Origin of the sequence: Cellulomonas pasadenensis, assembly GCF_047229365.1 — a bacterium.
Taxonomy (GTDB): domain Bacteria; phylum Actinomycetota; class Actinomycetes; order Actinomycetales; family Cellulomonadaceae; genus Cellulomonas.
This window is the reverse complement of sequence record NZ_JBFTEP010000025.1, coordinates 11573-36785: the sequence shown is the minus strand read 5'-3', so window position 1 is coordinate 36785 and position 25213 is coordinate 11573. Positions and strand designations below refer to the sequence as shown.

The 25213-nt window shown below is 74.6% G+C and carries 19 protein-coding genes; 5 read left to right on the top strand and 14 right to left on the bottom strand.

The features are described 5' to 3' along the window. Window positions 1-189: 189 nt before the first annotated feature. Window positions 190-1035, bottom strand: a complete 846-nt coding sequence (locus tag AB6N23_RS05765) for an NAD-dependent epimerase/dehydratase family protein (RefSeq protein ID WP_412865139.1) — start codon at window positions 1033-1035, stop codon at window positions 190-192. Window positions 1036-1302: 267 nt separating this feature from the next. On the opposite strand from AB6N23_RS05765, the gene AB6N23_RS05760 reads away from it, so the two are divergent. Both AB6N23_RS05760 and AB6N23_RS05755 read left to right on the top strand, forming a co-directional pair. Further along, window positions 1303-4077, top strand: coding sequence for a SpoIIE family protein phosphatase (locus AB6N23_RS05760; RefSeq protein WP_412865138.1), 2775 nt, complete (start codon window positions 1303-1305; stop codon window positions 4075-4077). 4 nt (window positions 4078-4081) lie between these two features. After that, a complete protein-coding gene (locus tag AB6N23_RS05755; RefSeq protein WP_412865137.1) occupies window positions 4082-4531 on the top strand; it encodes an ATP-binding protein in 450 nt (149 codons plus the stop codon). A gap of 51 nt (window positions 4532-4582) precedes the next feature. On the opposite strand, the gene AB6N23_RS05750 is transcribed toward AB6N23_RS05755, so the two are convergent. Both AB6N23_RS05750 and AB6N23_RS05745 read right to left on the bottom strand, forming a co-directional pair. Beyond that, entirely contained in the window at window positions 4583-6043 is a 1461-nt protein-coding gene (locus tag AB6N23_RS05750; protein ID WP_412865136.1) for a M20/M25/M40 family metallo-hydrolase, read from the bottom strand. Beyond that, complete coding sequence (locus tag AB6N23_RS05745) at window positions 6040-7230, bottom strand: glutamate--cysteine ligase (protein ID WP_412865135.1); 1191 nt, start codon at window positions 7228-7230, stop codon at window positions 6040-6042. The genes AB6N23_RS05750 and AB6N23_RS05745 overlap by 4 nt, the downstream gene beginning before the upstream one ends. Before the next feature lie 210 nt (window positions 7231-7440). Here AB6N23_RS05745 and AB6N23_RS05740 point away from each other — a divergent pair, with 210 nt between their 5' ends. Next, window positions 7441-8547, top strand: a complete 1107-nt coding sequence (locus AB6N23_RS05740) for a fatty acid desaturase family protein (RefSeq protein WP_412865134.1) — start codon at window positions 7441-7443, stop codon at window positions 8545-8547. Window positions 8548-8587: 40 nt separating this feature from the next. Here the strand turns inward: AB6N23_RS05740 and AB6N23_RS05735 are convergent, their stop codons facing one another. Beyond that, on the bottom strand, window positions 8588-9622 hold the full coding sequence (locus tag AB6N23_RS05735; protein WP_412865133.1) for a cation diffusion facilitator family transporter: 1035 nt from the start codon (window positions 9620-9622) through the stop codon (window positions 8588-8590). Further along, window positions 9619-10119 (bottom strand): transporter substrate-binding domain-containing protein, encoded by a 501-nt coding sequence (locus AB6N23_RS05730; protein ID WP_412865132.1) that lies wholly within the window; start codon window positions 10117-10119, stop codon window positions 9619-9621. Before AB6N23_RS05730 ends, AB6N23_RS05735 begins: the two co-directional genes overlap by 4 nt. 164 nt (window positions 10120-10283) lie before the next feature. Here AB6N23_RS05730 and AB6N23_RS05725 point away from each other — a divergent pair, with 164 nt between their 5' ends. After that, entirely contained in the window at window positions 10284-11273 is a 990-nt protein-coding gene (locus tag AB6N23_RS05725; RefSeq protein WP_412865131.1) for a LacI family DNA-binding transcriptional regulator, read from the top strand. A 53-nt stretch (window positions 11274-11326) separates the two neighbouring features. On the opposite strand, the gene gdhA is transcribed toward AB6N23_RS05725, so the two are convergent. From gdhA to AB6N23_RS05685, 8 genes are all read right to left on the bottom strand, one after another. Further along, window positions 11327-12664 carry an NADP-specific glutamate dehydrogenase gene (gene gdhA, locus AB6N23_RS05720; protein ID WP_412865130.1) on the bottom strand — a complete coding sequence of 446 codons (1338 nt, stop codon included), beginning with the start codon at window positions 12662-12664 and terminating at the stop codon, window positions 11327-11329. 126 nt (window positions 12665-12790) lie between these two features. After that, window positions 12791-13849 (bottom strand): ABC transporter permease subunit, encoded by a 1059-nt coding sequence (locus AB6N23_RS05715; RefSeq protein WP_412865129.1) that lies wholly within the window; start codon window positions 13847-13849, stop codon window positions 12791-12793. Next, on the bottom strand, window positions 13846-14928 hold the full coding sequence (locus tag AB6N23_RS05710) for an ABC transporter permease (protein ID WP_412865128.1): 1083 nt from the start codon (window positions 14926-14928) through the stop codon (window positions 13846-13848). The genes AB6N23_RS05715 and AB6N23_RS05710 overlap by 4 nt, the downstream gene beginning before the upstream one ends. Beyond that, complete coding sequence (locus tag AB6N23_RS05705; protein ID WP_412865127.1) at window positions 14925-16475, bottom strand: sugar ABC transporter ATP-binding protein; 1551 nt, start codon at window positions 16473-16475, stop codon at window positions 14925-14927. The genes AB6N23_RS05710 and AB6N23_RS05705 overlap by 4 nt, the downstream gene beginning before the upstream one ends. A 100-nt stretch (window positions 16476-16575) precedes the next feature. Further along, on the bottom strand, window positions 16576-17562 hold the full coding sequence (locus AB6N23_RS05700; protein ID WP_412865126.1) for an ABC transporter substrate-binding protein: 987 nt from the start codon (window positions 17560-17562) through the stop codon (window positions 16576-16578). A 111-nt stretch (window positions 17563-17673) separates the two neighbouring features. Then, entirely contained in the window at window positions 17674-18675 is a 1002-nt protein-coding gene (locus AB6N23_RS05695) for a LacI family DNA-binding transcriptional regulator (RefSeq protein WP_412865142.1), read from the bottom strand. A gap of 316 nt (window positions 18676-18991) precedes the next feature. Further along, window positions 18992-20422: a glycoside hydrolase family 10 protein gene (locus AB6N23_RS05690; protein WP_412865125.1), complete on the bottom strand. Its 1431-nt coding sequence runs from the start codon at window positions 20420-20422 to the stop codon at window positions 18992-18994. Between the two features lie 348 nt (window positions 20423-20770). Next, window positions 20771-21811, bottom strand: a complete 1041-nt coding sequence (locus tag AB6N23_RS05685) for a LacI family DNA-binding transcriptional regulator (RefSeq protein ID WP_412865141.1) — start codon at window positions 21809-21811, stop codon at window positions 20771-20773. A gap of 235 nt (window positions 21812-22046) precedes the next feature. Here AB6N23_RS05685 and AB6N23_RS05680 point away from each other — a divergent pair, with 235 nt between their 5' ends. After that, window positions 22047-23411 (top strand): DUF2254 domain-containing protein, encoded by a 1365-nt coding sequence (locus tag AB6N23_RS05680; RefSeq protein WP_412865124.1) that lies wholly within the window; start codon window positions 22047-22049, stop codon window positions 23409-23411. A gap of 20 nt (window positions 23412-23431) precedes the next feature. Here AB6N23_RS05680 and AB6N23_RS05675 read toward each other — a convergent pair whose 3' ends face one another. After that, window positions 23432-25168 carry a DUF885 domain-containing protein gene (locus tag AB6N23_RS05675; protein ID WP_412865123.1) on the bottom strand — a complete coding sequence of 579 codons (1737 nt, stop codon included), beginning with the start codon at window positions 25166-25168 and terminating at the stop codon, window positions 23432-23434. Window positions 25169-25213: the final 45 nt, after the last annotated feature.

Sequence of the window (25213 nt, the reverse complement as noted above, 5' to 3'; positions counted from 1 at the left end):
GCGGCGGGCGGGCCGCCGGCCAGCAGGCCCAGGGCGAGCGCGGCGACGGCGGCGCGGCGCAGCGGGGGACGTCGGGTGCTCTGCTCCATCGCAGCGTCCTGACCTCGAGGCGTGTGGTGCTCCCTCTCTACGCCTCCGGCGCGGCGGACGCCAGCCCTCGTCGCGCCGTGCGTGCCCCGGAAGCGTGCCTCAGACCTCGTCGCGCCAGCTGTGCCGCGGCTCCCAGCCCAGCTCGCGCCGCGCCTTCGCGATCGACAGGAGCGTGTCGTGCTCCCCGACGTCCCCGCGCACGGGCACGTCGGGGAACTGCTCGGCGAGCAGCTCGGCGTTGGGGCGGCACATCACGGTGTCGGGCGAGGCGATGACGTACACGTGGTGGCCGGGCGTGGTGACCTCGAGCGCGCGCAGCACCGCCGTCGCGCCGTCGCGTGCGTCGATGTAGCCCCACAGGTTCCAGCGCCGCTGTGCCGCGTCGGCGTCGAAGGACGGGAACTGCGCGTAGTCCTCGGGGTCCATGACGTTGGAGAACCGCAACGACACGATGCGCAGCGCGGGGTCCCAGCGCGTCATCTGGTCGGCGATGGTCTCGCCGACCAGCTTGCTCAGCGAGTACGCCGTCTCCGGACGCCCCGGGTACTCCTCGTCCACGGGCACGTACGGCGGGGGCGTCTCGAACGGCAGCCCGAGCACCGTCTCGCTCGAGGCGAGCACGACCGTGCCGATGCCCAGGCGACGCGCCGCCTGCAGCACGTGGTAGGTCGACAGGACGTTGACCCGGAACGTCTCCGCGTCCGGCAGCATCTCGGGTGCCGGGATCGCCGCGAGGTGCACGACCGCGTCGAGGCCGTCGTGCTGGTCGTCGACGCCGGCCAGGGCGTCGAGCGCCTGCCCGTGGTCGGTGAGGTCGACGCGGACGAAGCCGGGCCCCCGCTCCCCCACGACGTCGAGGCTGGTGACGGCGTGGCCGGCCTCGCGCAGCGTGGCGACGACGGTCCTGCCCAGCTTGCCGGATCCCCCGGTGACGGCGATGCGCATGCCTGGCATCATCGCCCCGCCCGGCGTGCCGGGCGAGCCGCGGGCGCGGTCGCGCGACCGTGCCACGGGTGCCGGTCGGGCGCCGCAGGGACGCACGGGCACGGGCGCACGACCCACCGGGGCCCGACCTCCGGGGCCGCGTGCGCGCGGCACGCCGCCGACGGGGGGATGATGTGCGGCGGCGGACGGACCACCGGGACCGGCGCGCCGCGCCCGGGGACGTCATCCGTGACCCGGTCGCCGACGTCCGGTCGAGGAGGCGCGACCATGCAGGACCCCGTGCCCGGTGGACGTGAGGCGTCCTCGGCTGACGAGAGGTCCGGCGCGTCCGACGGCGTCGCCCGGGCGGAGGACGCGACGGTGTGGGACGGCACGGCGCGGGACGACGCCGCGGCCGACGACCGCACCGCGGCGCGGCTCCTCGTCGACGACCTCGAGCGCACGGCGTCGGCGCGGCGGCTGCTGCGCGGGCAGCCCGCGGGCGGCGGTGCGCTGCAGTCGCTGGTCGAGCTGGCGGCGCAGCTGCTCGGCACGCCGTCGGCCGAGGTGTCGCTGCTCGGCGAGGAGCGGGTGGTCGTCGGCGGCGTCGACGCGCTGCCCGGCCCGGTCGGCACCCGGACCCCGCTCGAGGAGTCGCTCTGCGCGCGGGTCGGTGCGAGCGGGGAGCCGCTCGTCGTCGAGGACGCGGCCACGGACCCGCGTCTGGCCGGTGCGGCAGCGGTCCGCGACGGGCGCCTGGGTGCCTACCTGGGCGTGCCGCTGCGCGGTGACGACCGCCGGGTCGTCGGCGCGATGTGCGTCCACCAGCCCACCGCGCGCCGGTGGACGGCGCAGGAGGTCGCGACGCTCGAGCACCTCGCCACGGCCGCGTCGACGCAGCTCGAGGTCGGGGCGCTCGACGGCGAGTACGCCCGCGGCGACCGGCTGGCGCTGCTCGACGCCGCCGCACGCGCGGCGGGCCTGGGCACGTTCCAGTGGGACCTGGCGTCCGGTGCGCTGCACTGGGACGCCTCGCTGCTGGAGGTGTTCGCGTACGACGCCCACACCTTCGGCGGCACGATCGAGGCGTTCAACGCGCGGCTGCACCCGGACGACGTCGCGCCGGTCACCGCGGCGCTCGACGCGGCGATCGCCACGTGCGGCGTGTACGAGGCCGAGTTCCGCGTGGTGCGTCCCGACGGCACCACACGGTGGCTGACGGCACGCGGACGCGCGGTCGCCGGGACGGCCGGCACGGCCGAGCAGGTCATCGGCGTCACCACCGACACGACCGCCCTGCGGGCGGGCGAGGAGCGGGTGCGCCGGGTCCTGGAGGACATGACCGTCGGGTACTACTGGATGGACGCCGACTGGCGGTTCGGCTACGTCAACGCGGAGGCCGAGCGGATCCTCGGCAGCCCGCGCGAGCGGCTCCTCGGCGGCGTCGTGTGGGACCTGTTCCCCGCTGCCGTGGGCTCGGTCTTCGAGGAGGGCTACCGGGGCGTGGCCGCCACCGGGACGCCGGTGGTCTTCGACGCCTACTACCCGGCGCCCCTCGACGGCTGGTACGAGGTGCGCGCGGTGCCCGAGCACGGCGGCGTCGCGGCGTACTTCACCGAGGTCACGGAGCGACGGCGCGCGCTCGAGGCCGCCGAGCAGGCGCGCCGGCGCTCGGAGCTGCTCGCCGGCGTCACCGCCGGTCTGGTGGAGATCCTCGACCCGGTCGAGGCGCTGCGCGGCGTGCTCCCCCACCTCGTGCCGACGGTCGCGGACTTCGCCGTCGCGAGCCTGCTCGACGAGGGCCACGGCGGCTGGCAGCAGCGCCTGCACGACGTCGCCGCGCTGCACGCCGACCCGGCCGAGCAGCCGGTCCTCGAGGCGTACCGCCGGGTGCGGGTGCCCGCGCTCACGCGCTCGTCGATGGTCGCGCAGGTGCTGGCGGGCGGTGCGCAGGCGCTGCGCACGGGCCTGCCGCGCCCCGGCGACCTCGTGGAGGACGGCCCGGCGCACGAGCTGCTGACCGCGCTCGCCCCGGACGCGATGGTCGTCATGCCGCTGCGCGGCCGCGGCCGCACGCGCGGGCTGCTCACGCTCGGACGCTCGCGCGGGCGCGGTGCCTTCACCGACGCCGACCTGGCCACGCTGCGCGAGGTCATGGCGCAGATCGGACTCGCGCTCGACAACGCCCACCTGCACGCCGCCCGGCGCGACCTCGCCGAGGAGCTGCAGCGCACCCTGCTGTCCGAGCTGCCCGAGCCCGAGCACCTGCACCTGGCCGCCCGGTACGTGCCGGCGGCCACCGGCGCGCAGATCGGCGGCGACTGGTACGACGCCTTCACGGTCCGCGACGGCTCCACGTGCCTCGTGATCGGCGACGTCACCGGGCACGACCTGCGCGCGGCCGTGGCGATGGCGCAGGTGCGCAACGTGCTGCGCGGCGGCGCGCACGCGGTCGTGCAGTCGCCGGCCGCGATCCTCGCGTCGCTGGACTGGGCGATCCACGACCTCGCCGTCGGGGCGATCAGCACGGGCATCCTCGCGAAGGTCGAGCAGCCCGCCGACCTGGCGGCGCAGGGCCTGCGGCTGCTGCGCTGGTCGAACGCCGGCCACCTGCCCCCGCTGCTGCTGCACCCGGACGGGCACGCCGAGCTGCTCACCCGCCCGGCCGACCTGCTGCTCGGTCTGCGCCCGCACACCGCGCGGCACGACCACACCGTCGTCGTCCGACCGGGCTCGACCGTGCTGCTCTACACCGACGGGCTCGTCGAGCGCCGCGGCGAGCGGCTGAGCGTCGGGCTCGAGCGGTTGCGCGTGGCCGCCGAGGAGCTCGCGGACCTCCCGCTCGAGGACCTGTGCGACCGGCTGATCGCCGACCTCGCGCCGGGCAGCGACGACGACGTCGCGCTGCTCGCGGTCCGTGCCCACCCGCAGGACCGGCCCCGGCCGGCGGAGGCGGGCCCGAACCGCACCCCGACGCAGCCGGCGGCCGACGCGTCGCCCCTCCTGCGGGACGCGCCGACCGGCCCCGGCGTCTCCGGTCCCCGTCCGCCGGCGGACGGGTGAGCCGATGGCGGACCGACGTGCCACGCTCGACCACGCGCTGCCCAGCAGCCGCCCCCCGCGCGGCCTGCGCCGGCTCGGCCGGTGGCGGCTGGACGACCTCTCCGGCCTGACCGGGCTCCGCCACGGCGTCCACGAGGCCGTGACCGGCGAGGTGGGACGCTCGCGGGCCCCCCGACGCACGGCCGACCAGGTCGCCCTGCTGGTGTCCGAGCTCGCGACCAACGCGCTGCGCCACGGACGCGCCCCGGCGGTGGTGGAGCTGGGCACCGACGGCGTCGCGTTCGTCCTCGACGTCGCCGACCACGACACCGCCACGCCGCCTGTCGTCGCCGGCAGCCGCGCGCCGGGCGACGGCGGCTTCGGGCTGATGATCGCGCGCCGCCTCGCCGACGACGTCGGCTGGTACGCGACCCGCACGACGAAGCACGTCTGGGCGGTCGTCGCGCCCCGATGACCTGTGCGCGCGACGGGTCCGCGGCGGCACCGCACACCCGTCGGCCTGCCGCTACCCCGTCGCCGCGCCACCACCGTCGAGCGCGGCCAGGCGCTGCCAGAAGGACGCGAGCGTCGCGGTGCCGGCGTGCAGCATCGCCACCGAGACGCTCTCGTCGCTGTCGTGCCAGTTGTCCTCCGGCAGGCCGGTGCCGAAGAACACGATCGGCGCGCCGGTGACGTCGTGCAGCAGCGACGCCGGCGACCCGCCCGCGTTGCGCATGCGTCCCACCCGGTCGACGCGCCAGCCGTCCGCCATGGCGGCTCGCAGGGCCACCAGCGCCGGCACGTCCTCGGGCGTCACGTACGGGTCCTGCCCGCTCTCGACCGGCAGCGAGAGCTCGTGCTCGACGCCGTCGCCGAGCTCTGCGGCCACCCACGCCCGCAGCTGCTCCGACACCGTCCCGACGCGCTGGTCCGGGACCGTGCGGATGCTGAAGGTGGCGCCGGCGACCGACGGGATCGCGCCGCGCGGCGGGTCCGTCACGTCGCCCGCGACGATCGACAGCACCTCCGCGGACGGCCGCAGCCAGAGCCGCTCGAGCGTGCTCCAGCCCGCCTCGCCGCCGATGCTGCGTGTCTCGGTGCGCGCCAGCCAGTCGTCGTCGCTGTACGGCAGGGCGGCGATGCCCGCGCGCTCGGCGTCGCTCGGCTGCACCACGTCGTCGTAGAACCCCGGCAGGGCGATGCGGCCGTCGTCGTCGTGCAGCCGGCCGACGAGCCGCGCGAGGGCGTGCACCGGGTTGGGTGCCGGCCCGGAGACGAGCCCGCTGTGGACGTCCCGCGCCGGGCCGAAGACCTCCAGCCGGGCACTGACCACGCCGCGCAGCCCCATGCAGACCGCCGGTGCGTCGGCGCGCCACAGCAGCGTGTCCGAGAGGACGACGAGGTCGGCCCGGGTCGCCTCGGGGTGCGCCGCCAGCAGGTCCGCCAGGTGGGTGGACCCGCCCTCCTCCTCGCCCTCGACGAGCACCTTGAGGTTGACCGCCGGCGCGGTGCGGCCGGTGACCGCGAGGTGGGCGCGCACGCCCCACACGTGGCACAGCACCTGCCCCTTGGCGTCCGAGGTGCCGCGCCCCCACAGCCGACCGTCCCGCAGGGCGGGCTCGAAGGGCGGCGCCTGTCCCCACGAGTCGTCCTTGGCGGCCCGGACGTCGTGGTGGCTGTACACGAGGACCGTCGGGGCGCCCGGTGCCTCGCACCACTCCGCGTAGACCGCCGGCGCGCCGCCCTCGACCTCCCACAGTTCCGTACGCGGGAAGCCCGTGTCCCGCAGCACGCCGGCGAGCCAGTTCGCCGACCGCTGCAGGTCCGCCTGGTGCTCGTGCAGCCCCGCGACGCCGCGCAGCCGGACCCACCCGACGAGATGCTGGACGAGGTCGTCGAGGTGCTCGGCGACGTAGGCGTGCACGGCGTCGACGGGGACGTCGACCGGCACGCCGTCCCGGGTGCCGTCGGCCGCCGCGGTGCTCACGCGACGGTCCGCTCGGCCGCGTCCGCCACCACGTCCTCGAGGCGACCGCTCGCGGCCGCGACGGCGCGCTGGTGCCGCGCGCCCGTGCCGCGGGTGAGCACACGTTCGACGTCCCGCTCGACGAGGTGCAGGTCGCCGTTCGCGTCGAGCGCGGCGCGCACGTCGTCGACGAGCGCGGCGACCACCTCGCCGGCCGGCCGGGGCCGATGCGTGCGCGGGTGCACGAGGTCGTCCTCGAGGCCCGAGCGGCTCGCGCGCCAGGCCGCCATCCGCAGGACGGGCGTCGGGTCGGCCGGGATCGGCTCGCCGGCCCGCCACCGCGCGGCAGCCGTGTCGACGAGCGCCCGGGTCAGCGCCGCGACGAGGACCGTGTCCTGCACGTCGAGGCACACGTCGGGCACCCGGACCTCGACGGTCGGGTAGTGCGCCGACAGGCGGGCGTCGAAGTAGACCATCCCCTCGTCGAGCAGGGTCCCGGTGGCGAGCAGCTCTGCCACGGCGGCGTGGTAGCCGGCGGCCGACCCGAAGGGGTCGCACGGGCCCGTCCCCGGCCAGCGGTTCCACGCCTGCGTGCGGTAGCCCGCGTACCCGGTGTCGGCGCCCCGCCAGAACGGGGAGTTCGTCGCGAGGGCGGTGAGCACGGGCAGCCACGGACGGACGCGGTCGAGGACCGCGACGCCCTCCTCGTCGGACGCGACGCCGACGTGCACGTGGCACCCGCCGGTCAGCTGCTCCGCGCACGTGAGCCCCATCTGCGCGCGGATGGCCTCGTAGCGGGGGTTGGGGGTGAGGACCGGCGTCACCGGCAACGGGTAGGTCGCCAGGGCCGCGACGCGGGCGCCGACGTCCTGCGCGGCGGCGTCGGCCGCCCGGCGCAGCCGCCGCAGGTCGGCGGTCACCTCCGCCATGCAGGTGCGCGGCGGCGTCGCCGTCTCGACCTGCTCCTGCTGCAGCTCCGTCTCGAGCGGGACGACGACGCCCTGGAGCGCGACCGGCGACGCACCGACGCCACCCGGGCGCGGCGCCATGGCCAGGGCCGGGCCGGCCGCGACGGTGCGACCGGTGCGCGGGTCGACGAGCAGCAGCTCCTCCTCGACGCCGACGGTGCGGACGCGCGACGGGGCGGCCGGCTGCGCCGGGGCGGCGACGCCCGACGGCCGGAGCGGGCGGGCGGGGGCGACGGACATGGACGGTGCTCCCGGTGGCGCTGGGGGCGGGGCGCCCACCTCCGGACACCGTCGCTCGTCCCTCCAGCGTCACACCGGCCCGAGGGCTGCGCTCGCCGAGCGCCCCGACGCGCTCACGGGGGCGCACCCCCCTGCGTCTCACAGCCCGGTCTGCGAAGATCGGCCCGCACGCACCGCGCGTGCCCAGCCCCGACCCGTCGAAGGTGCCCCATGACGACCACGCACGACATCGCCACGGAACCCGCCGGCGGGGAGGGCGCCCGCCCGCGCCGCGACCGCCACATCAGCGACTTCACGGAGCTGACCCGGATGGTGCAGGAGGCGGGGTTCATGCGCCGCCGCTACGCGCACTACTGGACGCGGTTCGCGGTGCTGACCCTCCTGCTGGCGGGGCTGGTGACGACGTTCGTGCTGCTCGGGCCGACGTGGTGGCAGCTCCTCGTGGCGGTCGCGCTCGCGGTCGTGCTGGGCCAGGTCATGTTCCTCGGCCACGACGCCGCGCACCGCCAGATCTTCCGGTCCGGCAAGTGGAACGACTGGGCGAGCCTCGTCATCGCCAACCTGTACGCCGGCATGAGCTACGGCTGGTGGAACCACAAGCACAGCCGGCACCACGCGAAGCCGAACACGCTCGGCGTCGACACCGACATCGAGCCGGGCGTGCTGGTCTTCACCACGGAGAACCTCACGAAGACGCGCACCGGCCTCGCGGCGTGGTTCGCCAAGCGGCAGGGCTGGTTCTTCTTCCCCCTGCTGCTGCTCGAGGGCCTGAACCTGCACGTCTCCGGCGTGAAGACCATCTTCGGGCGCGGCCCGGTCAAGCGCCGTCCCGTCGAGATCGCGTTCGTCACCCTGCGCCTCGGCGGGTACCTCGCGCTCGTGTTCTGGCTGCTGCCGGTCGGCATGGCGCTCGCGTTCCTCGGCGTGCAGCTCGGCGTCTTCGGCGTCTACATGGGGGCGTCGTTCGCGCCCAACCACAAGGGCATGCCGATGGTGCCCGAGTCGATGAAGATCGACTTCCTGCGCCGCCAGGTGCTGCTCAGCCGCAACATCACGGGCGGGCGCTGGGTCGACGTGTTCATGGGTGGCCTCAACCACCAGGTCGAGCACCACCTGTTCCCCAGCATGCCGAGCCCGGCGCTGCGCCAGGTGCGGCCGATGGTCAAGCAGTTCTGCACCGAGCGCGGCATCACCTACACCGAGACGACGCTCGCGCGTTCCTACGGCATCGTCGTGCGCTACCTCAACGAGGTCGGGCTCAAGGCGCGCGACCCGTTCCAGTGCCCGCTGGTGCAGGAGCTGCGGGTCGCGCGCTGACCCCCGCCGGGCCCGGCGAGGGGCCGGGTACGAGGCGGGGTCAGCCCGCGTCGTGCCCGGCCCTGCCGTCGCCGGCCCGGCTCGGGTCCGGCCGCTCGTCGCCGGCGACCTGGGGCAGGAGCTCGCCCGGCAGCTCGGGCACCGGGACCACGACCACGTCGCGGAGCTTCCAGTCGAGGGCCGACACGGACCCGCCGAGGTCGGCGAGCGCCTGCAGCGACGGCGTCGTGCCGTCGCGCGGCACCACGAAGCACTCGACGTGGAAGACGTGGCCCTCGTCCCGCAGGCGCACACCGCCCTTGCGGACCCACGGCACCGCGGCGAGGTGCTCCTCGACCCGCCCGACCAGCGGGTGGATGTCGCTGCCGTCCACGGTGGTCGCCCGCGCGTCCATGAGGGCGCGCACGGCGGTACGGACGTTGGTCACGCCGTCCTTGAGGATCGACGACGAGATGACGAGGGCCGCGGCGGAGTCCGCCCACCACAGGCCCACGCCGATGCCGAGCACGCCGACGATGCCGGCGACGGCGGTCATCCAGTCCGCCCGGTTCATGTCCGCGTCTGCGTGCAGCACCCGGTCGTGCAGCGCCCGGGCGAGCGGGAGCTTGGCGCGCCCCAGCAGGACCGGCGGCACCGCGGTGTAGGCGAGGGCGGCGATCATCAGCCACCCGGACCACACGGGGTGGCCGAGCACCACCATGACGCCCACGGGCGGGTGCTCCTGCGCGAGCAGCGACGAGGCCGACTCCCACACGAGGAGCAACCCCATCGTCAGCAGCGCCGTCCCCGCGACGAGGTGACCCACACCCACCGAGCGGTGGTAGCCGTAGGGGTGCCCCGGCGACGGGCGGCGGCGCGTGACCCGCACGGCGACGAGGAACGCGACGGGTGGGATCAGGGACAGCAGGTCCTCCGCCCATGCCGTGCGCATCGCCTGCGAGCTGCCCATGACGACGTACATGAGGACGATCGCCGTGGCGAGGAAGCCCAGCGTCCCCCATGCCAGCCGCACGGCCCGGCGCAGCGCGCGCTCCTGCTCCTCCGGGAGCTGCGTGGCACCGAACGCGGCGCTCACCGCAGGCCGCCGAGGTCCGCCTGCACGTCCTGCGCGATCAGGTAGCGCTCGAGCTCCACGAGGAACGCGTTCTCGCCGGTCCGCGTCGCCATCACGTGGTTCTCCTCCTCGCCGCGCTCCCCCGGCACCGTGACGTACGGGCGGGTCAGCGCCGCGCGCGACGCCCAGGGCGACCGCGCGGTCAGCCCCCCGACCACGACGTCGACGTCGCCGTCCTCGAGGTCGCCCACGAGCTCCTCCTCGCTGCCGACCTCCCACTCGACGTCCGCGCCGAGGTGCTCGGCGAAGCCCGTGACGAGGTCGACCTCGAGTCCCGCGGGCGGCCCGTCCTCGCCGGCGGGCAGCTCGGTCCACGGCGGGTTCGGCGTCACACCGACCCGCAGCTGCCCGCCGCGCACGCGGTCCAGCGTCCCGTCGGGGTCGGACGGCACGGTGACGCCGCAGCCGGCCACCGCGACCACCAGCACGCCGCTCACCAGCACCGTCGTCGCTCTCACAGGGCTCAGTGAAGCGTGCCCCCCGGGTTCCGCAACCCCAGACGGCGAGCCTCCGGGCCCGCGTCGCACCGACCGGATGTCGGACCTCGGCACGACGTACCGGCACGGACGTGCGACAGTGTCTCCTGCTCAGGACGCGGGCTCCGTACGACAAGGAGCAGCAGATGTCCACCCCTCGCGTGACCTCGCGAGACGTCGCCCGCCGAGCGGGCGTCTCCCAGAGCACGGTCAGCTACGTCCTCAACGACACGCCCGGGCAGGCGATCAGCGCCGAGACCCGCGCACGGGTGCTCGACGCGGCGGCCGAGCTCGCGTACACACCGTCCGCCGCCGCCCGCGCGCTGCGCGCCGGCCGGACGGACACCGTCCTCGTCGTGCTGGCCGACATCCCGGTGGGTGACACGGCCCTCGCCATCGTGGGCGCGCTGTCGCGGACCATCCGTCCGCACGGCTACACCACCGTCTACCAGCGCCGCGACGGCCGCGACCTGCGCACGGTGCTGCGCTCGGTGACGCCGGTCGCGATCGCGGACGTCGGTGCGTTCTCGCCGGACGAGATCGCCGCGGCCGTCGAGCGCAACGTGCCCGTGGTCGGGGTGTCCCTCGACGGGGTCGACGGACACGTCATGCGCATCCCGCAGGACGAGATCGGGCGCATGCAGGCCGAGCACCTCATCGCCCGTGGCCGCCGACGCCTCGCGTACGCGGCCTCGGACGACCCGGACGCGCACGACCTGACGGCCGGGCGCATCGAGGGCGTGCGCGCGGCGTGCGCCCGGCACGGGCTGCCCGCACCGGTCGTCGTCGAGACCCCGCTCTACGCCGACGCCGCGGCGCGGGCCGTCGACCGGCTGCGCAACCGTGCCGACCCCGTCACCGGCGTCTGCGCCTTCGACGACGAGGTGGCGCTCGCCGTGCTCGCCGGCATGCGCCTGGGAGGCCTGTCGGCACCGGCCGACGTCGCGGTGGTCGGCGTGGACGACGTGCCGCTCGCGCGCCTCGTCAGCCCGGCCCTCACGACGGTGCACGTCCGCAGCGACGACGTCGGTGCGGCGCTGGGACGGCACGTGCTGAGGCGGCTCAAGCCCGAGCTCGGCATCGCCGAGCCCGACGACCAGGCGACGGTTCACCTGGTGGTGCGCGAGACGACCTGACCGGCCGCACCGGGCGGCGCGGTGCGCGCCGCCCGGTGCCACGGGGCCGTCCGTCAGATGACGCCGAGGGACACGATCGCGTCGGCGACGCGCAGGAACCCGGCGATGTTCGCGCCGAGGACGTAGTTGCCGGGCGCGCCGTACTCGTCGGCCGTCGCGGCGCAGCGGTCGTGGATCGCGACCATGATCTCGGTGAGCCGCTCCTCGGCGTACTCGAAGGTCCACGAGTCGCGCGACGCGTTCTGCTGCATCTCCAGCGCGGACGTCGCGACGCCGCCGGCGTTCGCCGCCTTGCCGGGGCCGAACAGCACGCCCGCGTCCTGCAGGAGGGCGACGGCGCCCGGGTCGGTCGGCATGTTGGCGCCCTCGGCGACCGCGAGCACGCCGTTGGTCAGCAGCACCTTGGCGTCGTCGGCGAGCAGCTCGTTCTGGGTCGCGCACGGCAGCGCGACGTCGACCGGGACGTCCCAGACACGCCCGTCGGTGACGAGCCGCGCTCCGGGGCGCCGCGCCACGTAGTCCGCGGCGCGGCCGCGCTGCACCTCCTTGACGTCCTTGAGCAGCGCCAGGTCGATCCCCGCCTCGTCGACGACGTAGCCCGACGAGTCGGAGAACGTCACGACGGTCGCGCCGAGCTGCTGGGCCTTCTCGATCGCGTGCACCGCGACGTTGCCGCCGCCGGACACCGACACGCGCAGGCCGTCGAGCTCGCGGCCGCTCGTGCGGAGCATCTCCTGCGCGAACAGGACCGTGCCGTAGCCGGTCGCCTCGGTGCGCACGAGCGAACCGCCCCAGGCGACGCCCTTGCCGGTGAGCACGCCGGACTCGTAGCGGTTCGTGATCCGCTTGTACTGCCCGAACAGGAAGCCGATCTCGCGGCCGCCGACGCCGATGTCGCCCGCGGGCACGTCCGTGTGCTCGCCGAGGTGGCGGTACAGCTCGGTCATGAACGACTGGCAGAACCGCATGACCTCGCCGTCGGAGCGGCCGCGCGGGTCGAAGTCGGACCCGCCCTTGCCGCCGCCGATGGGCATGCCGGTCAGCGCGTTCTTGAAGATCTGCTCGAAGCCGAGGAACTTGACGATTCCCAGGTAGACCGACGGGTGGAAGCGCAGGCCGCCCTTGTACGGGCCGAGCGCCGAGTTGTACTCGACGCGGAAGCCGCGGTTGATCTGCACACGGCCGGCGTCGTCCACCCACGGCACCCGGAAGATGATCTGCCGCTCGGGCTCGCACAGCCGCTCCAGCACGGCCGCCTCGACGTACTGCGGGTGCTTGCGCACCACGGGTCCGAGCGTGTCGAACACCTCGCGGACCGCCTGGTGGAACTCCGCCTCACCGGGGTTCCGACGCAGGACCTGCTCGAACACCTGCTCCAACGACTGGTCCACGGGTCCTCCACATCCGGCACCGGCTGCTCTCCGGTGCGACGCGGCATTCCACCACGACGGCGGCGCGCGCGCGGACCCCGCCCGCCGTGCGGACCGGCCGCTCGCCCGACCGGGTGGCCCACCGGCTCAGCGGCGGCGCACCGACACCACCCGCTGGAGCATGACGAACGCGAGGAGCACCGCGCCGATGAACACCCGCGTCCACCAGGAGTCGAGCCCCTCGCGGGCGATGAGCACCTGGATGAGCCCGTACACGAGCACGCCGGCGCCGGTGCCGAGGACGAACCCGACGCCGCCCGACAGCAGGGTGCCGCCGATGACGACGGCCGCGATCGCGTCGAGCTCCATGCCGATCCCGGTGAGGTTGAACCCGGACTTCGTGTAGAGCGCGAAGAGGATCCCGGCGATCCCCGCGCAGGTGCCGCTGATGACGTACACCCACACGCGGGTGCGAGCGGGCTTGAGGCCCATGAGGGTGACGGCGGCGCCGCGATCCCCCGCGCCCAGGCCGTAGACCGTCCGCCCGAACCGCGTGTAGTGCAGCAGGTACACGGCGACGAGCAGCACGGCGAGCGCGATGAGCATGCTCGCGTTGATGCGCCACAGCCCGCGCCCCTCGCCGAACTTCAGGCTCCACGCCGCCAGCGCGGAGAAGCCCGGGTCGTCGATCGCGAGCGAGTTCGTGCTCACGACGTTCGCCAGCCCGCGGGCCAGGAACATCACCGCGAGCGACGCGATGAAGGGTTGGATGTCGAAGACCTGCACCATGACGCCGATGAGCAGGCCGCACGACGTGCCGATGAGCACGCCGACCACGAGCACCACCGGCAACGGCAGCCCGGCGGTGAAGAGCTTGGCGGTCGCGAGGCCGACGAGCGCGACGACCGCGCCCACGGACAGGTCGATGCCGCCCTGGAGGATGACGAACGTCATCCCGACCGCCAGCACCAGCAGGTACGAGTTGTCGACGAGCAGGTTCGACAGCAGCTTCATGCTGAGGAACGACGCCCGGTCGGTGCTGTACCGGCTCTGCCCGACGCCGAGCATGAGGAGCAGGGTCAGCACCGTGCCGAGCACCGGCAGGAAGCGCCGGTCGACCCGGCCGAGGTAGCCGCGCACGCGGTCGACGGAGGCGCGCGGACCCGTGCCGCGCGACGCCGTCCGGGTCAGCTGGTCCGTGCTCACGCCGCCACCTCCACGGGACGCTGCGCGCCGCGGGCACCGGGACGGGGTGTCCGCAGCCGGCCGCGCAGATAGGGGGACGCCGCCACGCAGACCGCGATGAGCACGACCGCCTTGAACAGCGGCGTGGTCTGGCTCGGCAGCTCGAAGATGATCACCGCGCGCTCGAGCGCGGACAGCAGGAGAGCGCCCACGACGAGCCCGCCGAGGTGGAACCGGCCGCCGTCGAGTCGCGTGCCGCCGAGGACGACGACCATGATCGCGTCGAGCTCGCGCAGGAGGCCGATGTTGTTGGCGTCGGCCGCCATGGTCGGTGCGCCGTAGACGATGCCCGCCAGCCCGGCCAGCAGGCCCGCGATCACGTAGACGGTCCAGGTGGTCGACCGCGCCCTCACGCCGGCGAGCCGGCTGGCCTCGCGGTTGATGCCGATCGACTCGAGGAACATGCCGAGCGCGGTGCGCCGCACGGCGAGCGTCACGAGGACGAACACGGCAACGGCGATGACGACCGGCGTCGGGACGCCGAGCACGAACCCGGAGCCCAGCGACTTGAACGGCGGGCTGGTCACCGTCGTGATCTGCCCCTCGGTGATGAGCATCGCGACGCCGCGCCCGGCGACCATGAGGATCATCGTCGCGATGAACGGCTGGATCCCCAGCGCCGCGACCATGAACCCGTTGAACGCGCCGGCCACCGCGCCGAGTCCGAGGCCGAGCGCGAGCGCCGTCGCGACCGTCACGGGGCTGCTCGGGTCGGCCGCGCCGTCGAGGTACGTGAGCGAGACGGCGAGCGACATCGCCATGACGGCCCCGACGGACAGGTCGATGCCGCCGGTCGCGATCACCAGGCACATCCCGAGCGCGAGCAGAAGCGGCGTCGCGCTGTTGCGCAGCAGGTCGACGAGCTGGCCGTACAGGTGGTCGTCGCGCAGCGTGACGTCGAGGAAGCCGGGGCTCTTCGCGCCGCACGCGAGCAGCAGCACGACGAGCGCGACGGTCGGCCACAGCAGCCCGTGCTGGGTGACCTCCCGCCAGAGGGTGCCGGCACGGCCGCCGGGCGCGTGGGCGGTGGACGTGGTCATGAGGCGTGCACCCCGCTGCTCGCGATGGTCTCGAGGACGGTCTCGGTCGTGACGTCGTCGCCGTTGGTGACCTCGGCGATCTTCTGCCGGTCGCGCATGACGACGACGCGCTGGCTCAGGCGCAGCACCTCCTCCAGCTCGGAGGAGATGAAGACGACGGACAGGCCGTCGGCCGCGAGGTCGGTGACGAGCCGCTGGATCTCCGTCTTGGCGCCGATGTCGATGCCGCGCGTCGGCTCGTCGAGGACGAGCAGCCGCGGCGCGGTCGCGAGCCACCGGGCGAGCAGCACCTTCTGCTGGTTGCCGCCCGAGAGGTTGCGGATGAGCGCGTTCGGGTTCGGCGGGTTGATGTTGAGCGCGACCATGTAGCGCTGGACGATCTCGTCGAGCTCGCGCCGCGGGACGCGTCGCCAGGTGCCGCGGCTGGCCTGCAGCGCGAGCGCGATGTTCTCGCGCACCGTGAGGTCGCCGATGACGCCCTCCTTCTTGCGGTCCTCGGTCGAGAGCGCGATCCCGCGCCGCAGCGCCGCGAGCGGCGTGGGCAGCCGCACGGGGGTGCCCTGCAGGCGCAGCCCGCCGTGGTCGGGACGGTCGGCGCCGGTCAGCAGCCGGGCGGCCTCGGTGCGGCCGGAGCCCAGCAGGCCGGCGAACCCGACGATCTCCCCCGGGTAGAGGTCGAGGTCGAACGCCTCCACGGACCCGTCCTTGCCGAGCCCGACGGCGGTGAGCAGCGGCGTCTCCCGCGACGAGTGCGTCGTGACCGCGGTGCGCGCCTGCTCCTCGATGCCGGCGAGCGCCTCGCCCGAGCGGCCCACCATGTGCGAGATGAGCTCGCGCCGTGACAGCTCCGAGGTGCGGAACTCACCGACGAACCGGCCGTTGCGCAGCACCGTCATCCGGTCGGACAGCGCGTACACCTGCTCGAGGAAGTGGGAGACGAACAGGATCGCGACCCCGGCGTCCCGCAGGGTCCGCACGACGCGGAACAGCTCGGCGACCTCGGCCTTGTCGAGGCTGGACGTCGGCTCGTCGAGGACGAGGACCTTCGCGTCGACGACCAGCGCCCGGGCGATCGCGCACAGCTGCTGCACGGCGATGCTGTGGGACGCGAGCGGCGAGCGCGGGTCGATGTCGAGGTTGAGCCGCTGCAGGTAGCGGCGCGCCTCGCGCCGGGTGGCCCGCCAGTCGACGAACGGGCCGCGGCGCACCTCGTGCCCGAGCATGACGTTCTCCGCCACCGTGAGGTTCGTGCAGAGGTTGACCTCCTGGTAGACGGTGCTGATGCCCGCCGCCTGCGCCTGGCTGGGGTCGTCGAACCGCAGCTCGCGCCCGTCGACGGCGATCCCGCCGGAGTCGATGCGGTACACGCCCGTGAGCGCCTTGATGAGCGTCGACTTGCCGGCGCCGTTCTCCCCCATCAGCGCGTGCACCTCGCCGCGGCGCAGCACCAGGTCGACGCCGTCGAGCGCCTTGACCCCCGGGAACGTGATCGTGATCCCGGTCATGCGCACGGCGGCGTCGTCCGCCTGCGCGTTCGTGTCGGACATCGGTGTCCCTCCTCGCCCTGCGGCGCGCGGACGGGCCGGGTGGCCCGCCCGCGCGCCGGCCCGCGCCGCGTGTGCCGGCGCCGCGTCGGTCGGTGGTGCGTCAGTAGGCGCGGGCGTCGACGTCCGCCTGCGTGATCGTCTGGTCGAAGGACTGGTCCTCGACGACCGTGGTCTCCGGCACGTCCTCGCCGTCGGCCACCTGCGTGATGAGCTCGGCCAGCTGGTCGCCGAACACCGGGTTGCACTCGACGACGAAGTTGAACTTCTTGTCGACGAGAGCCTGCAGACCGTCCCGGACACCGTCGACCGACACGATCTGGATGTCCTTGCCGGGGACCTTGCCGGCCGCCTCGATCGCCTCGATCGCGCCGAGGCCCATGTCGTCGTTGTGGGTGAAGATGAGGTTCATCTCGGGGTACGCCTGCAGCGCGGCCTCGACCGCCGTGCGGCCCTCGGCGCGCGTGAAGTTGCCCGACGCCTTGCCGACGACCTGCTCGCCGACGACCTCGTTGAAGCCCTTCTCGCGGTCGACCTGCGCGCCGGACCCGAGCGTGCCCTGCAGCTCGAAGACCTTCGCGTCGGGGGCGTTCTCCGCCACCCACTCGCCGGCCGTGCGGCCCTCCTGCTCGAAGTCGGCGCCGATCCACGTGACGAACGGGTCCTCGACGTCGGTGTCGACCGTGCGGTCGACGAGGACCACCGGGATGCCGGAGTCCTTGATCTCCTGCAGGACCTCGTCCCAGCCCGTCTCGATGACGGGGGAGAACGCGATGACGTCGACGTCCTGGGCGACGAAGTCGCGCAGGGCCTTGATCTGGTTCTCCTGCTTCTGCTGGGCGTCGACGAAGTTGAGGTCGAAGCCGTTCTCCTCGGTCAGGCTCGCCTTCACCGACTCGGTGTTGGCGGTGCGCCAGCCGCTCTCCGCGCCGAGCTGCGAGAAGCCGACGCGGATGAGGTCGCCGTCGCCGGAGCCGCCGTCGGACCCGGCGTCGGCGCCGCCGCCGCTGCTGCAGGCGCCGAGGGCGAGCGCCGCGCCGATGCCGACGAGCGCGGCGAGGCGGGTGCGCAGGGATGCGGGACGAGACATGGACTCCTCCTTGAGCGGGTTCCGACCCCGATGTCGGACACGTGAAGTGTTAACGCTCACAACACGCGGGTCAAGGGTGCGGACGGTCACGAACCGGTCACGCGTCCGGGGTCAGGCGCGGGGTGCGGCGCTCGACGCGCGCACCGTCAGCGACGCGCCGACGAGCGCCGGCTCCGGCTGCTCGCCCGCCATGGCGCGCACCAGCTGGTCCAGGCGCAGCCGGCCGAGGGCGGCGAAGTCCGGCGTCACCGTGGTCAGCGGTGGGAAGAAGTGCGCCGCGCCCTCCACGTCGTCGTAGCCGACGACCGAGACGTCGTGCGGCACCCGCACGCCCGCCTCGGCGAACGCGTGCAGCAGCCCGAGCGCGAGCTGGTCGTTCGCCGCGAACACCGCCGTCGGCAGCTGGTCCTCGCCCGCCCGGTCCGCCGTCACGAGCCGGCTCCCGATGCGGAAGCCGGTGGACGCCGTCCAGTCGCCCGCGACGGGCGCGCGCGGGCGCAGGCCCCGCTGCAGCATCGCGTCGTGCCAGCCGCGGGCGCGCGCGCGGGCGTCCAGCCACACGTCCGGCCCGGCCACGTGCAGCACGTCGGTGTGCCCGAGGTCGAGCAGGTGCCGCGTCGCGAGCCGCGCGCCCGCGTACTGGTCGACGGCCACGGTGTGCACGTCCCCGTCGAGGTCGGCGGGCCCCACCATGACCACCGGCACGTGGGTGGGGTACGAGCGCACCGCACGGACCGCCTCGTCGTGGGACGCGATGACGACGACGCCGTCGACCCCCTGGTCCAGGTAGTGCTCCAGGGACGCCTGCACCGTGGCGACGTCCCACCGCGTCACCGTGGCGACCGAGACGTACATCCCTTGGCCGCGGGCGGCGTTCTCGAGGGCGATGAGGGTCATCGTCGGGCCGAAGAGCGGCGAGTCCTCCGTGACCACGCCGATCGCGCCGGTCCGCCGGGTCACGAGCGCGCGGGCCGCGGTGTTGCGGCGGTACCCGAGCTGCTCGATCGCGGCCAGCACGCGCGCTCGCGTCTCCGGACGCACGTTCGGGTGGTCGTTGAGCACCCGCGAGACGGTCTGGTGCGACACGCCGGCCACCTGCGCCACGTCGCCCATGGCGGGCGGGCGAGGGCCACGCGCGGTGCCCGCGGCACGCGCGACGCCGCCGGCACGCGGCACGACCGGCTCGCTCGTGGACCTCGCTGTCACCTTCGACTCTTCCCGTCCGGACGGATCGGCGCGGGCAGCGCGTCCCCCGTGCTGTGAACGCTAACAGGCATCCCGCCACGGCGGGTCGTCGCCCGTCGCAGCGCCATTGTGGCAAGCGGCGCCCGACGCCGTCGCCGTGGCGGCGCGACGACGGGCGCGGCACCCGCAGGTGCCGCGCCCGTCGTGGACGCCCGGACGGTCCGAGGCGGACCGTGTCAGCGGGTCAGGAGGCCGAGCAGCTGACCGACGGCCACGTCCAGGTGCCCCCGTGCATGACCGTGAAGCCGAACGTCGCCGTCTGGCCGGCCGACAGCGCACCGCTGCCGCTCGGCCGCATCGTCATCACGTTGCCCGACGCGTCCCACGTGGGCGACCCGCTCCACGTCGCGATGATCCGCTGCGGCGAGCGCACCGTGACCGTCGACGTCCAGCCGCTGATGTTGCCGTTGGCCCGGATCGTGACGGTGCCGTTGAACCGGTCGCCCCACTTCTGCCCCTCGGAGTACGTCGCCGTGCACGTCCCGCCCGTGGGCGTCGTCGGCGCGGGGGTGGTCGGGCCCGGGTCCGTCGGGGCGGGCGTCGTCGGGTTCGGGTTCGGGTTGGTGCCGCCACCCGGCGTCGCGGGGACGCCACCCTGGTTGAGCTGGTTGAGCACGCTCGTGTACGCGGCCTTCTTGTTGCCGGAGCCGTCGAAGAGCAGCGGCGTGCCCGACGCCCGCCACGAGTCGCTGTCCCGCACGCCCCACACCGTGATGCCCGTGCAGCGGGCGACGGAGAGGCACGCCTGCACGACGCCCTGGAACTGCTGCGCCTGCGAGCTGCCCGAGCCCTCGATGTCGAGCTCGGTGATCTGCACGTCGACGCCCAGGGCGGCGAAGTTGCGCAGCGTCACGTCGTAGTTCGACGGCACCGGGTTGCCGGAGTTGAAGTGCGCCTGGAAGCCGACGCAGTCGATCGGCACGCCGCGGGCCTTGAAGTCGCGGACCATGTTGTACACGGCCTGGGTCTTGGCGTGCGACCAGTTGTCGGTGTTGTAGTCGTTGTAGCAGAGCTTGGCGCCCGGGTCGGCGGCGCGGGCGGCGCGGAACGCGGCCTCGATCCAGTCGTTGCCGGTGCGCTGCAGGTTCGAGTCGCGGCGGGCGCCGGACGAGCCGTCGGCGAAGGCCTCGTTGACGACGTCCCAGCTGTGGATCTTGCCGCGGTAGTACGTCGCGACCTGTGTGACGTGGTCGAGCATCGCCGTGCGCAGGGCGCTGCCGGACATGTTCTGCATCCAGCCCGGCTGCTGCGAGTGCCACGCGAGCGCGTGGCCGCGGACCTGCTTGCCGTTCTGCCGGGCCCAGTTGACGATGCGGTCGCCGCTGGACCAGTTGAACTGGCCGCGGTTCGGTTGCATCGCGTCCATCTTCATCTCGTTCTCGGCGGTGATCATGTTGAACTCGCGGTTCGCGATGCCCGTGTAGGTCCCGTCGTTCAGCCGGCTCGCGGCGATCGCGGTGCCGAAGTAGCGCCCGCTCTCCGCGGCGGCGGCCTGCAGGGTGCTGCCGGCCGCGGCGGCCGGGACGGCGAGCGTCACGGCCAGCGTGGCGGCGGCGAGGCCGCCGAAGGTGGCGGCGAGACGGCCGCGGCGGTGCCTGCGACGTGGGGTCGTCATTGAACCCTCCTTGGTGGTGGACGGCACCGGACGGCGCCGGCGCATCACCTTTCGCCCTCCACCGCGGCCCGGTCAACGGCGTTCGGCTGACAGATAGTTTCGGAGACTGTGCCTAAGCGATTCACCACACTGGAGGGTGACGTTCACCGGTGGAGAACGTGGTTGTGTACGTAGCCTCGCCCAGGAGTGGGACTCGTTGCCATGAGTTCCCGTGCGGCGACGCCGGAAGTTTCGGTGGGACCACGCGCACATCGCGGTCCGCGGCGACCACGGGGCGCGCTGCGCCAGGGCCCGCGCGCGTCCTTTGGTCGCCGCTGGTCGGGCGGGCGCCGGGGCGCGGGCGGTACGTCAGCGCGAGCCGGTGCGCGGCGGCGTGCTCTCCCGCTCGACGACCCGCATGCCCGCGAGGTACAGGACGGGCGCCTCGCGCTGCCCGTCGCCCTCCGGCGCACCGCGACCGTCGCCGACGCGGCGACGGATGATCTCGACCGCGACCTCGGCGATCTCGCGCCGCCCGGGGTCGACCGTGGTGAGCGCGGGCACCGAGTACCGGGCGTCCTCGATGTCGTCGAAGCCCACCACCGCGACGTCACCCGGGATCGAGCGGCCCCGGACCTGGAGCTCGAACATCGCCCCGATCGCGAGCGCGTCGTTGAACGCGACCACGCCGTCCACGTCCGCGGCGGAGTCGAGCACCGCCGCCATGGCGCGGGCGCCGTTCGCGCGGTGCCAGCCGTCGTCGGCCCAGCCGAGCAGGCGCGTGTCGACCTCGATGCCGCGGGCCTCGATCGCCTGCCGGTAGCCCTGGTACCGCAGCGACGCGGACCCGGCGGTCTCGGCGTGCAGCATGCCGACGACCGCGATCCGGCGCCGGCCGGCGTCCAGCAGCAGCTCCGTCGCCGCACGGGCACCGTCGATGTTGCGCATCGTGACGTGGTCGACGCTCGGGGAGAAGATCTGCTCACCGAGCAGCACGAGCGGGTAGTCGAGGTCGTCGAGCAGGTGCGCGTCGCCCTGGTCGAGCGCGGCGGGGCTGAAGATGAGCCCGTCCATCAGCCCGCGCCGGGGCTCGCGGAGCGCCGCCAGCTCACCCTCGCGCGTGAACCCCGTGGGTTCGATCAGCACGTGCAGACCGTGGCGTCGTGCCGCGGCGAGGATCTCGTCGGCGAGCTCGCCGAAGTACGGCTGCCCGAGCTCCGGCACCGCCAGCCCGATGACGCCGCTGCGCCCCGAGCGGAAGATGCGTGCGGTCACGTTGATCTCGTACCCGAGCTCGTCGACGGCGGCGAGCACCCGCTCGCGCGTCGTCGGACGGATGTACGGGTACCCGCTGAGCACGTTCGAGACGGTCTTCACCGAGACGCCCGCACGCCGCGCGACGTCCGCCATCGTGGCCACGACCGCTCCCCTCGCACCGGTGCCTCGGCCGCGCGGCGCGCCTCGGGCGGCGGCCGTCGTGGCGCGGGCGCACGAAATCTACCGGAGGCCACCCGGCGCCCGGCGCACGCCCGGCGCGCACGCGACCTCCGGATGCGCCCGGTCGCGATCCGGGCGACGCTGCGGGCACGCACGCCGTCCCGGCCGGTCGCGGCCGCGGGTGCGCGACGAGGACGGGAGGCGGTCGGTGGTCGACGCTGCGGGCGCGGACGACCGGCGGAAGCCGGGGCGCAGGCCACGCCTCAGCCACGGCCTGCGCATCGCGGCGGTGCGCTACCGGGTGCAGGAGAGCCTGTTCGTGCTTCCGGCGCTCGTCATGGTCGGCGGCATCGCGCTGGCCGTCGGCGCGAGCGCCCTGGACGACGCGCTGGGGCACGACGCGCGCGTCCCCGTGACCCTCGCCATGAGCACGAACGCGGCGACGTGGCTCCTCTCGACCGTCGCGGGCGCGATGATCACGACCGTCGGCGTCGTCTTCTCGCTCACCGTGGTCAGCCTGCAGCTCGCCAGCAGCCAGTTCTCGCCCCGCGTCATGCGCTCGTTCGTGCGTGACCGCCTCAGCCAGGCCGTCATCGGCCTGCTCGTCGGGACGTTCTTCTACTGCGTGCTGGTGCTGCCCAACCTCAGCGGCGAGGCCACCGATCCCGCACCTCGGGTGTCCCTCACGCTGGCGGTGGTCCTGACGCTCGTCACGGTCGTCGGGATCATCGCCCACCTCGACCACCTCGCCCACGGCCTGCAGGTCGGCAACGTGGTCCGGGTGATCGGCGACGAGGGCGAGGCCGTGGTCGACCGCCTCGGTCGGGTGCCGCCCGGCCTGCGCGCCGCCGATCCGGAGGACCACCTCGCGCCGCCCGACGCCGCCGTGCTGGCGTGCCGGGACAGCGGCTGGGTGAGCCAGGTCGACACCGGCCGTCTGCTCGCCGCCGTGCCGCCCGGCACGACCGTCCGCGTCGAGACGCGCGTGGGTGCGTACATCCACGCGGGCGAGCCCCTGGTCACCGTCTGGCCGGCACCCTCCGACGACGCCCGGGACGCCCTCGCGGGCGCCGTCGACGTCACGGACGCGCGCACCATGCTGCAGGACGTCGACTTCGCCCTGCGCCAGCTGGTGGACATCGGCCTGCGCGCGCTGAGCGCGGCCGTGAACGACCCCACCACCGCCGTGGACGTGCTGCTGCGCCTCGGCACCCTGCTGCGCCGCGTCCTCACCGTGCCGCTCGCACCGGAGGCGCTCGAGGACGCGACCGGCCGGGTGCTCGTGCAGCCGTGGAACCTCGACCACGACGAGTACGTGACGCACGCGTTCGACCAGCTGCGGCAGAGCTGCACGGACCAGCCCCACGTCGCGGCCGCCATGCTGCGCGTGCTCCGGATGCTCGTGGACCACGTCGAGGCGGCCGGGGTGCCGGAGCGCGCACCGGCCCTGCGGCGGCAGATGGAGCTGCTGCTCGAGGCCCTGGCGGACGAGCCTCGGCTGCACCCGCAGGACCTGCGCCGGCTGCGGCTGCTGGCGTCGGACCGGACCGATCCGGCCGACCACAGCCGGTAGCCCGCCGCTGCCCGGGTGCGTCAGAGCGCCCCCAGCTCGCGCTCCAGGTCGTCGAGCCCCAGGGACCCGAGGCCGAGCGCGGCGGTGTGCCAGGCGCGCAGGTCGAAGGCCTGACCCGCCGACGCCCGGCGAGCCCGCGCGCGCTCACGGCCGGCGAGCCACGCACGCTCGCCGAGCTTGTAGCTGATCGCCTGCCCGGGCCACCCCAGGTACCGCTCGACCTCGCTGTGCACGAACGCCGCCGGCGAGCCGCTGCGCTGCGCGAGGAACTCCTCCCCCAGCTCCCCGGTCCAGCGCTCGCCCGGGTGGAACGGGTGGTCGTCGGGGATGCGCAGCCCCAGGTGCATGCCGATGTCGATGACGACGCGCACCGCGCGCATCCGCTGGCCGTCGAGGTAGCCGAGGCGGGCGCCGGGGGTCCGCAGGTACCCGAGCTCGTCCATGAGCCGCTCGGCGTACAGGGCCCAGCCCTCGGTGGTGGCCGGGATCGACCCGACGGACGTCTGGAACACCGACAGCTCGCCCGCCCGCACCGCCCACTGCCCGAGCTGCAGGTGGTGACCCGGGACACCCTCGTGGTACCACGTGCTGATGAGGTCCCAGGTGGGGAAACGGTCGCGGCCGAGCGTCGGCAACCACGTGCGGCCGGGACGCGAGAAGTCGAGGGACGGACGCGTGTAGTACGGCGCCGCGGCGGCTCCGGGTGGCGCGATCATCGCCTCCACGCGCTTGACGGGGTCCGCCACGTCGACGACCGTGCCGTCGAGCTCGGCGACGGCCGTGTCCATCATCCGCTGCAGCCACGCGCGCACCTCGTCGACGCCCTCGACCGCCTCGCCGTGCACGTCGAGGTGCGCGAGCGCCTCCTGCGCGGACGCGCCGGGCAGGACGCGCCCCGCCTCGGCCGCCATGTCGGCCTCGATGCGGGCGAGCTCCTGCCACCCCCACGCGTACGCCTCGTCGAGGTCGAGGTCGGCGCCGGTGTGCAGGCGGGCGGCGAGCCGGTAGCGGTCGCGGCCGACGGCGTCGGGGACGCCGGCGACGGCGGGCAGGTACGCGTCGGCGAGCCACGTGCGCAGCGCGGCGACGCCCTCGGCGGCGGCTCCCGCGGACGCGTCGATCCTGTCCCGGAGCGCGTCGGTGACGCCCGCCGACTGCGCGCCCGCGGCGAACAGGGCGTACCAGCCGCGCCCGTCCGCCGCGGCGAGCCAGTCGCCGAGCTGCGCGACGACGGCCTCCGCCTGCCGGGGCGCGCTGCGCACGCCCCGGCGCAGGCCCTCCTCGAGCGACGCGCGGAACCCCGCCGCCGCCGCGGGCACCTGCGCCATGCGGTCGGCGACGACGTCCCAGTCGTGCGCGGTGGCCGTCGGCATCATGAGGAACAGCTGCTGCAGGCGCTGCACCGGCGACGCGATGGGGCGCAGCGCCGCCAGGTGCTCCCCCGCCTCGTGCACGGCGAGCTCGGCCGTGAGGCGCTCGCGCAGGAGCGTCGCGCAGCGGCGGTCGTCGTCGTCGAGGACCCGCGCGCCGTCGAGCTCCGTCAGGACCCGGCGGGCCGCCGCGGCCTGCGCCTCCGCGCCCTCCGGCGACAGGTCGGGCATCCGCCGGTCGTCCGGCCGCGTGCCCAGCGCGGTGCCGACGGTCGGGTCGAGGTCGGCGAGGGTCTCGACCCACCGGTCCGCGACCTGGCGGGCGGTGGGCGCCGACGTGTCGTGCGGGGACGTGGCGTGCGAGGGCGTGGCGCGCGGGTCGGTCATCGCAGCACCGTAGCCGGGGCCGCCGACGGGCACCGGCACGCACCG

Bases quoted from the DNA above. Each gene is read 5' to 3' on its own strand.
- AB6N23_RS05765 (WP_412865139.1), bottom strand. From the start codon at position 1,035: ATGCGCATCGCCGTCACCGGGGGATCCGGCAAGCTGGGCAGGACCGTC.
- AB6N23_RS05760 (WP_412865138.1), top strand. From the start codon at position 1,303: ATGCAGGACCCCGTGCCCGGTGGACGTGAGGCGTCCTCGGCTGACGAG.
- AB6N23_RS05755 (WP_412865137.1), top strand. From the start codon at position 4,082: ATGGCGGACCGACGTGCCACGCTCGACCACGCGCTGCCCAGCAGCCGC.
- AB6N23_RS05745 (WP_412865135.1), bottom strand. From the start codon at position 7,230: ATGTCCGTCGCCCCCGCCCGCCCGCTCCGGCCGTCGGGCGTCGCCGCC.
- AB6N23_RS05740 (WP_412865134.1), top strand. From the start codon at position 7,441: ATGACGACCACGCACGACATCGCCACGGAACCCGCCGGCGGGGAGGGC.
- AB6N23_RS05725 (WP_412865131.1), top strand. From the start codon at position 10,284: ATGTCCACCCCTCGCGTGACCTCGCGAGACGTCGCCCGCCGAGCGGGC.
- AB6N23_RS05710 (WP_412865128.1), bottom strand. From the start codon at position 14,928: ATGACCACGTCCACCGCCCACGCGCCCGGCGGCCGTGCCGGCACCCTC.
- AB6N23_RS05705 (WP_412865127.1), bottom strand. From the start codon at position 16,475: ATGTCCGACACGAACGCGCAGGCGGACGACGCCGCCGTGCGCATGACC.
- AB6N23_RS05700 (WP_412865126.1), bottom strand. From the start codon at position 17,562: ATGTCTCGTCCCGCATCCCTGCGCACCCGCCTCGCCGCGCTCGTCGGC.
- AB6N23_RS05695 (WP_412865142.1), bottom strand. From the start codon at position 18,675: ATGGGCGACGTGGCGCAGGTGGCCGGCGTGTCGCACCAGACCGTCTCG.
- AB6N23_RS05690 (WP_412865125.1), bottom strand. From the start codon at position 20,422: ATGACGACCCCACGTCGCAGGCACCGCCGCGGCCGTCTCGCCGCCACC.
- AB6N23_RS05685 (WP_412865141.1), bottom strand. From the start codon at position 21,811: ATGGCGGACGTCGCGCGGCGTGCGGGCGTCTCGGTGAAGACCGTCTCG.
- AB6N23_RS05675 (WP_412865123.1), bottom strand. From the start codon at position 25,168: ATGACCGACCCGCGCGCCACGCCCTCGCACGCCACGTCCCCGCACGAC.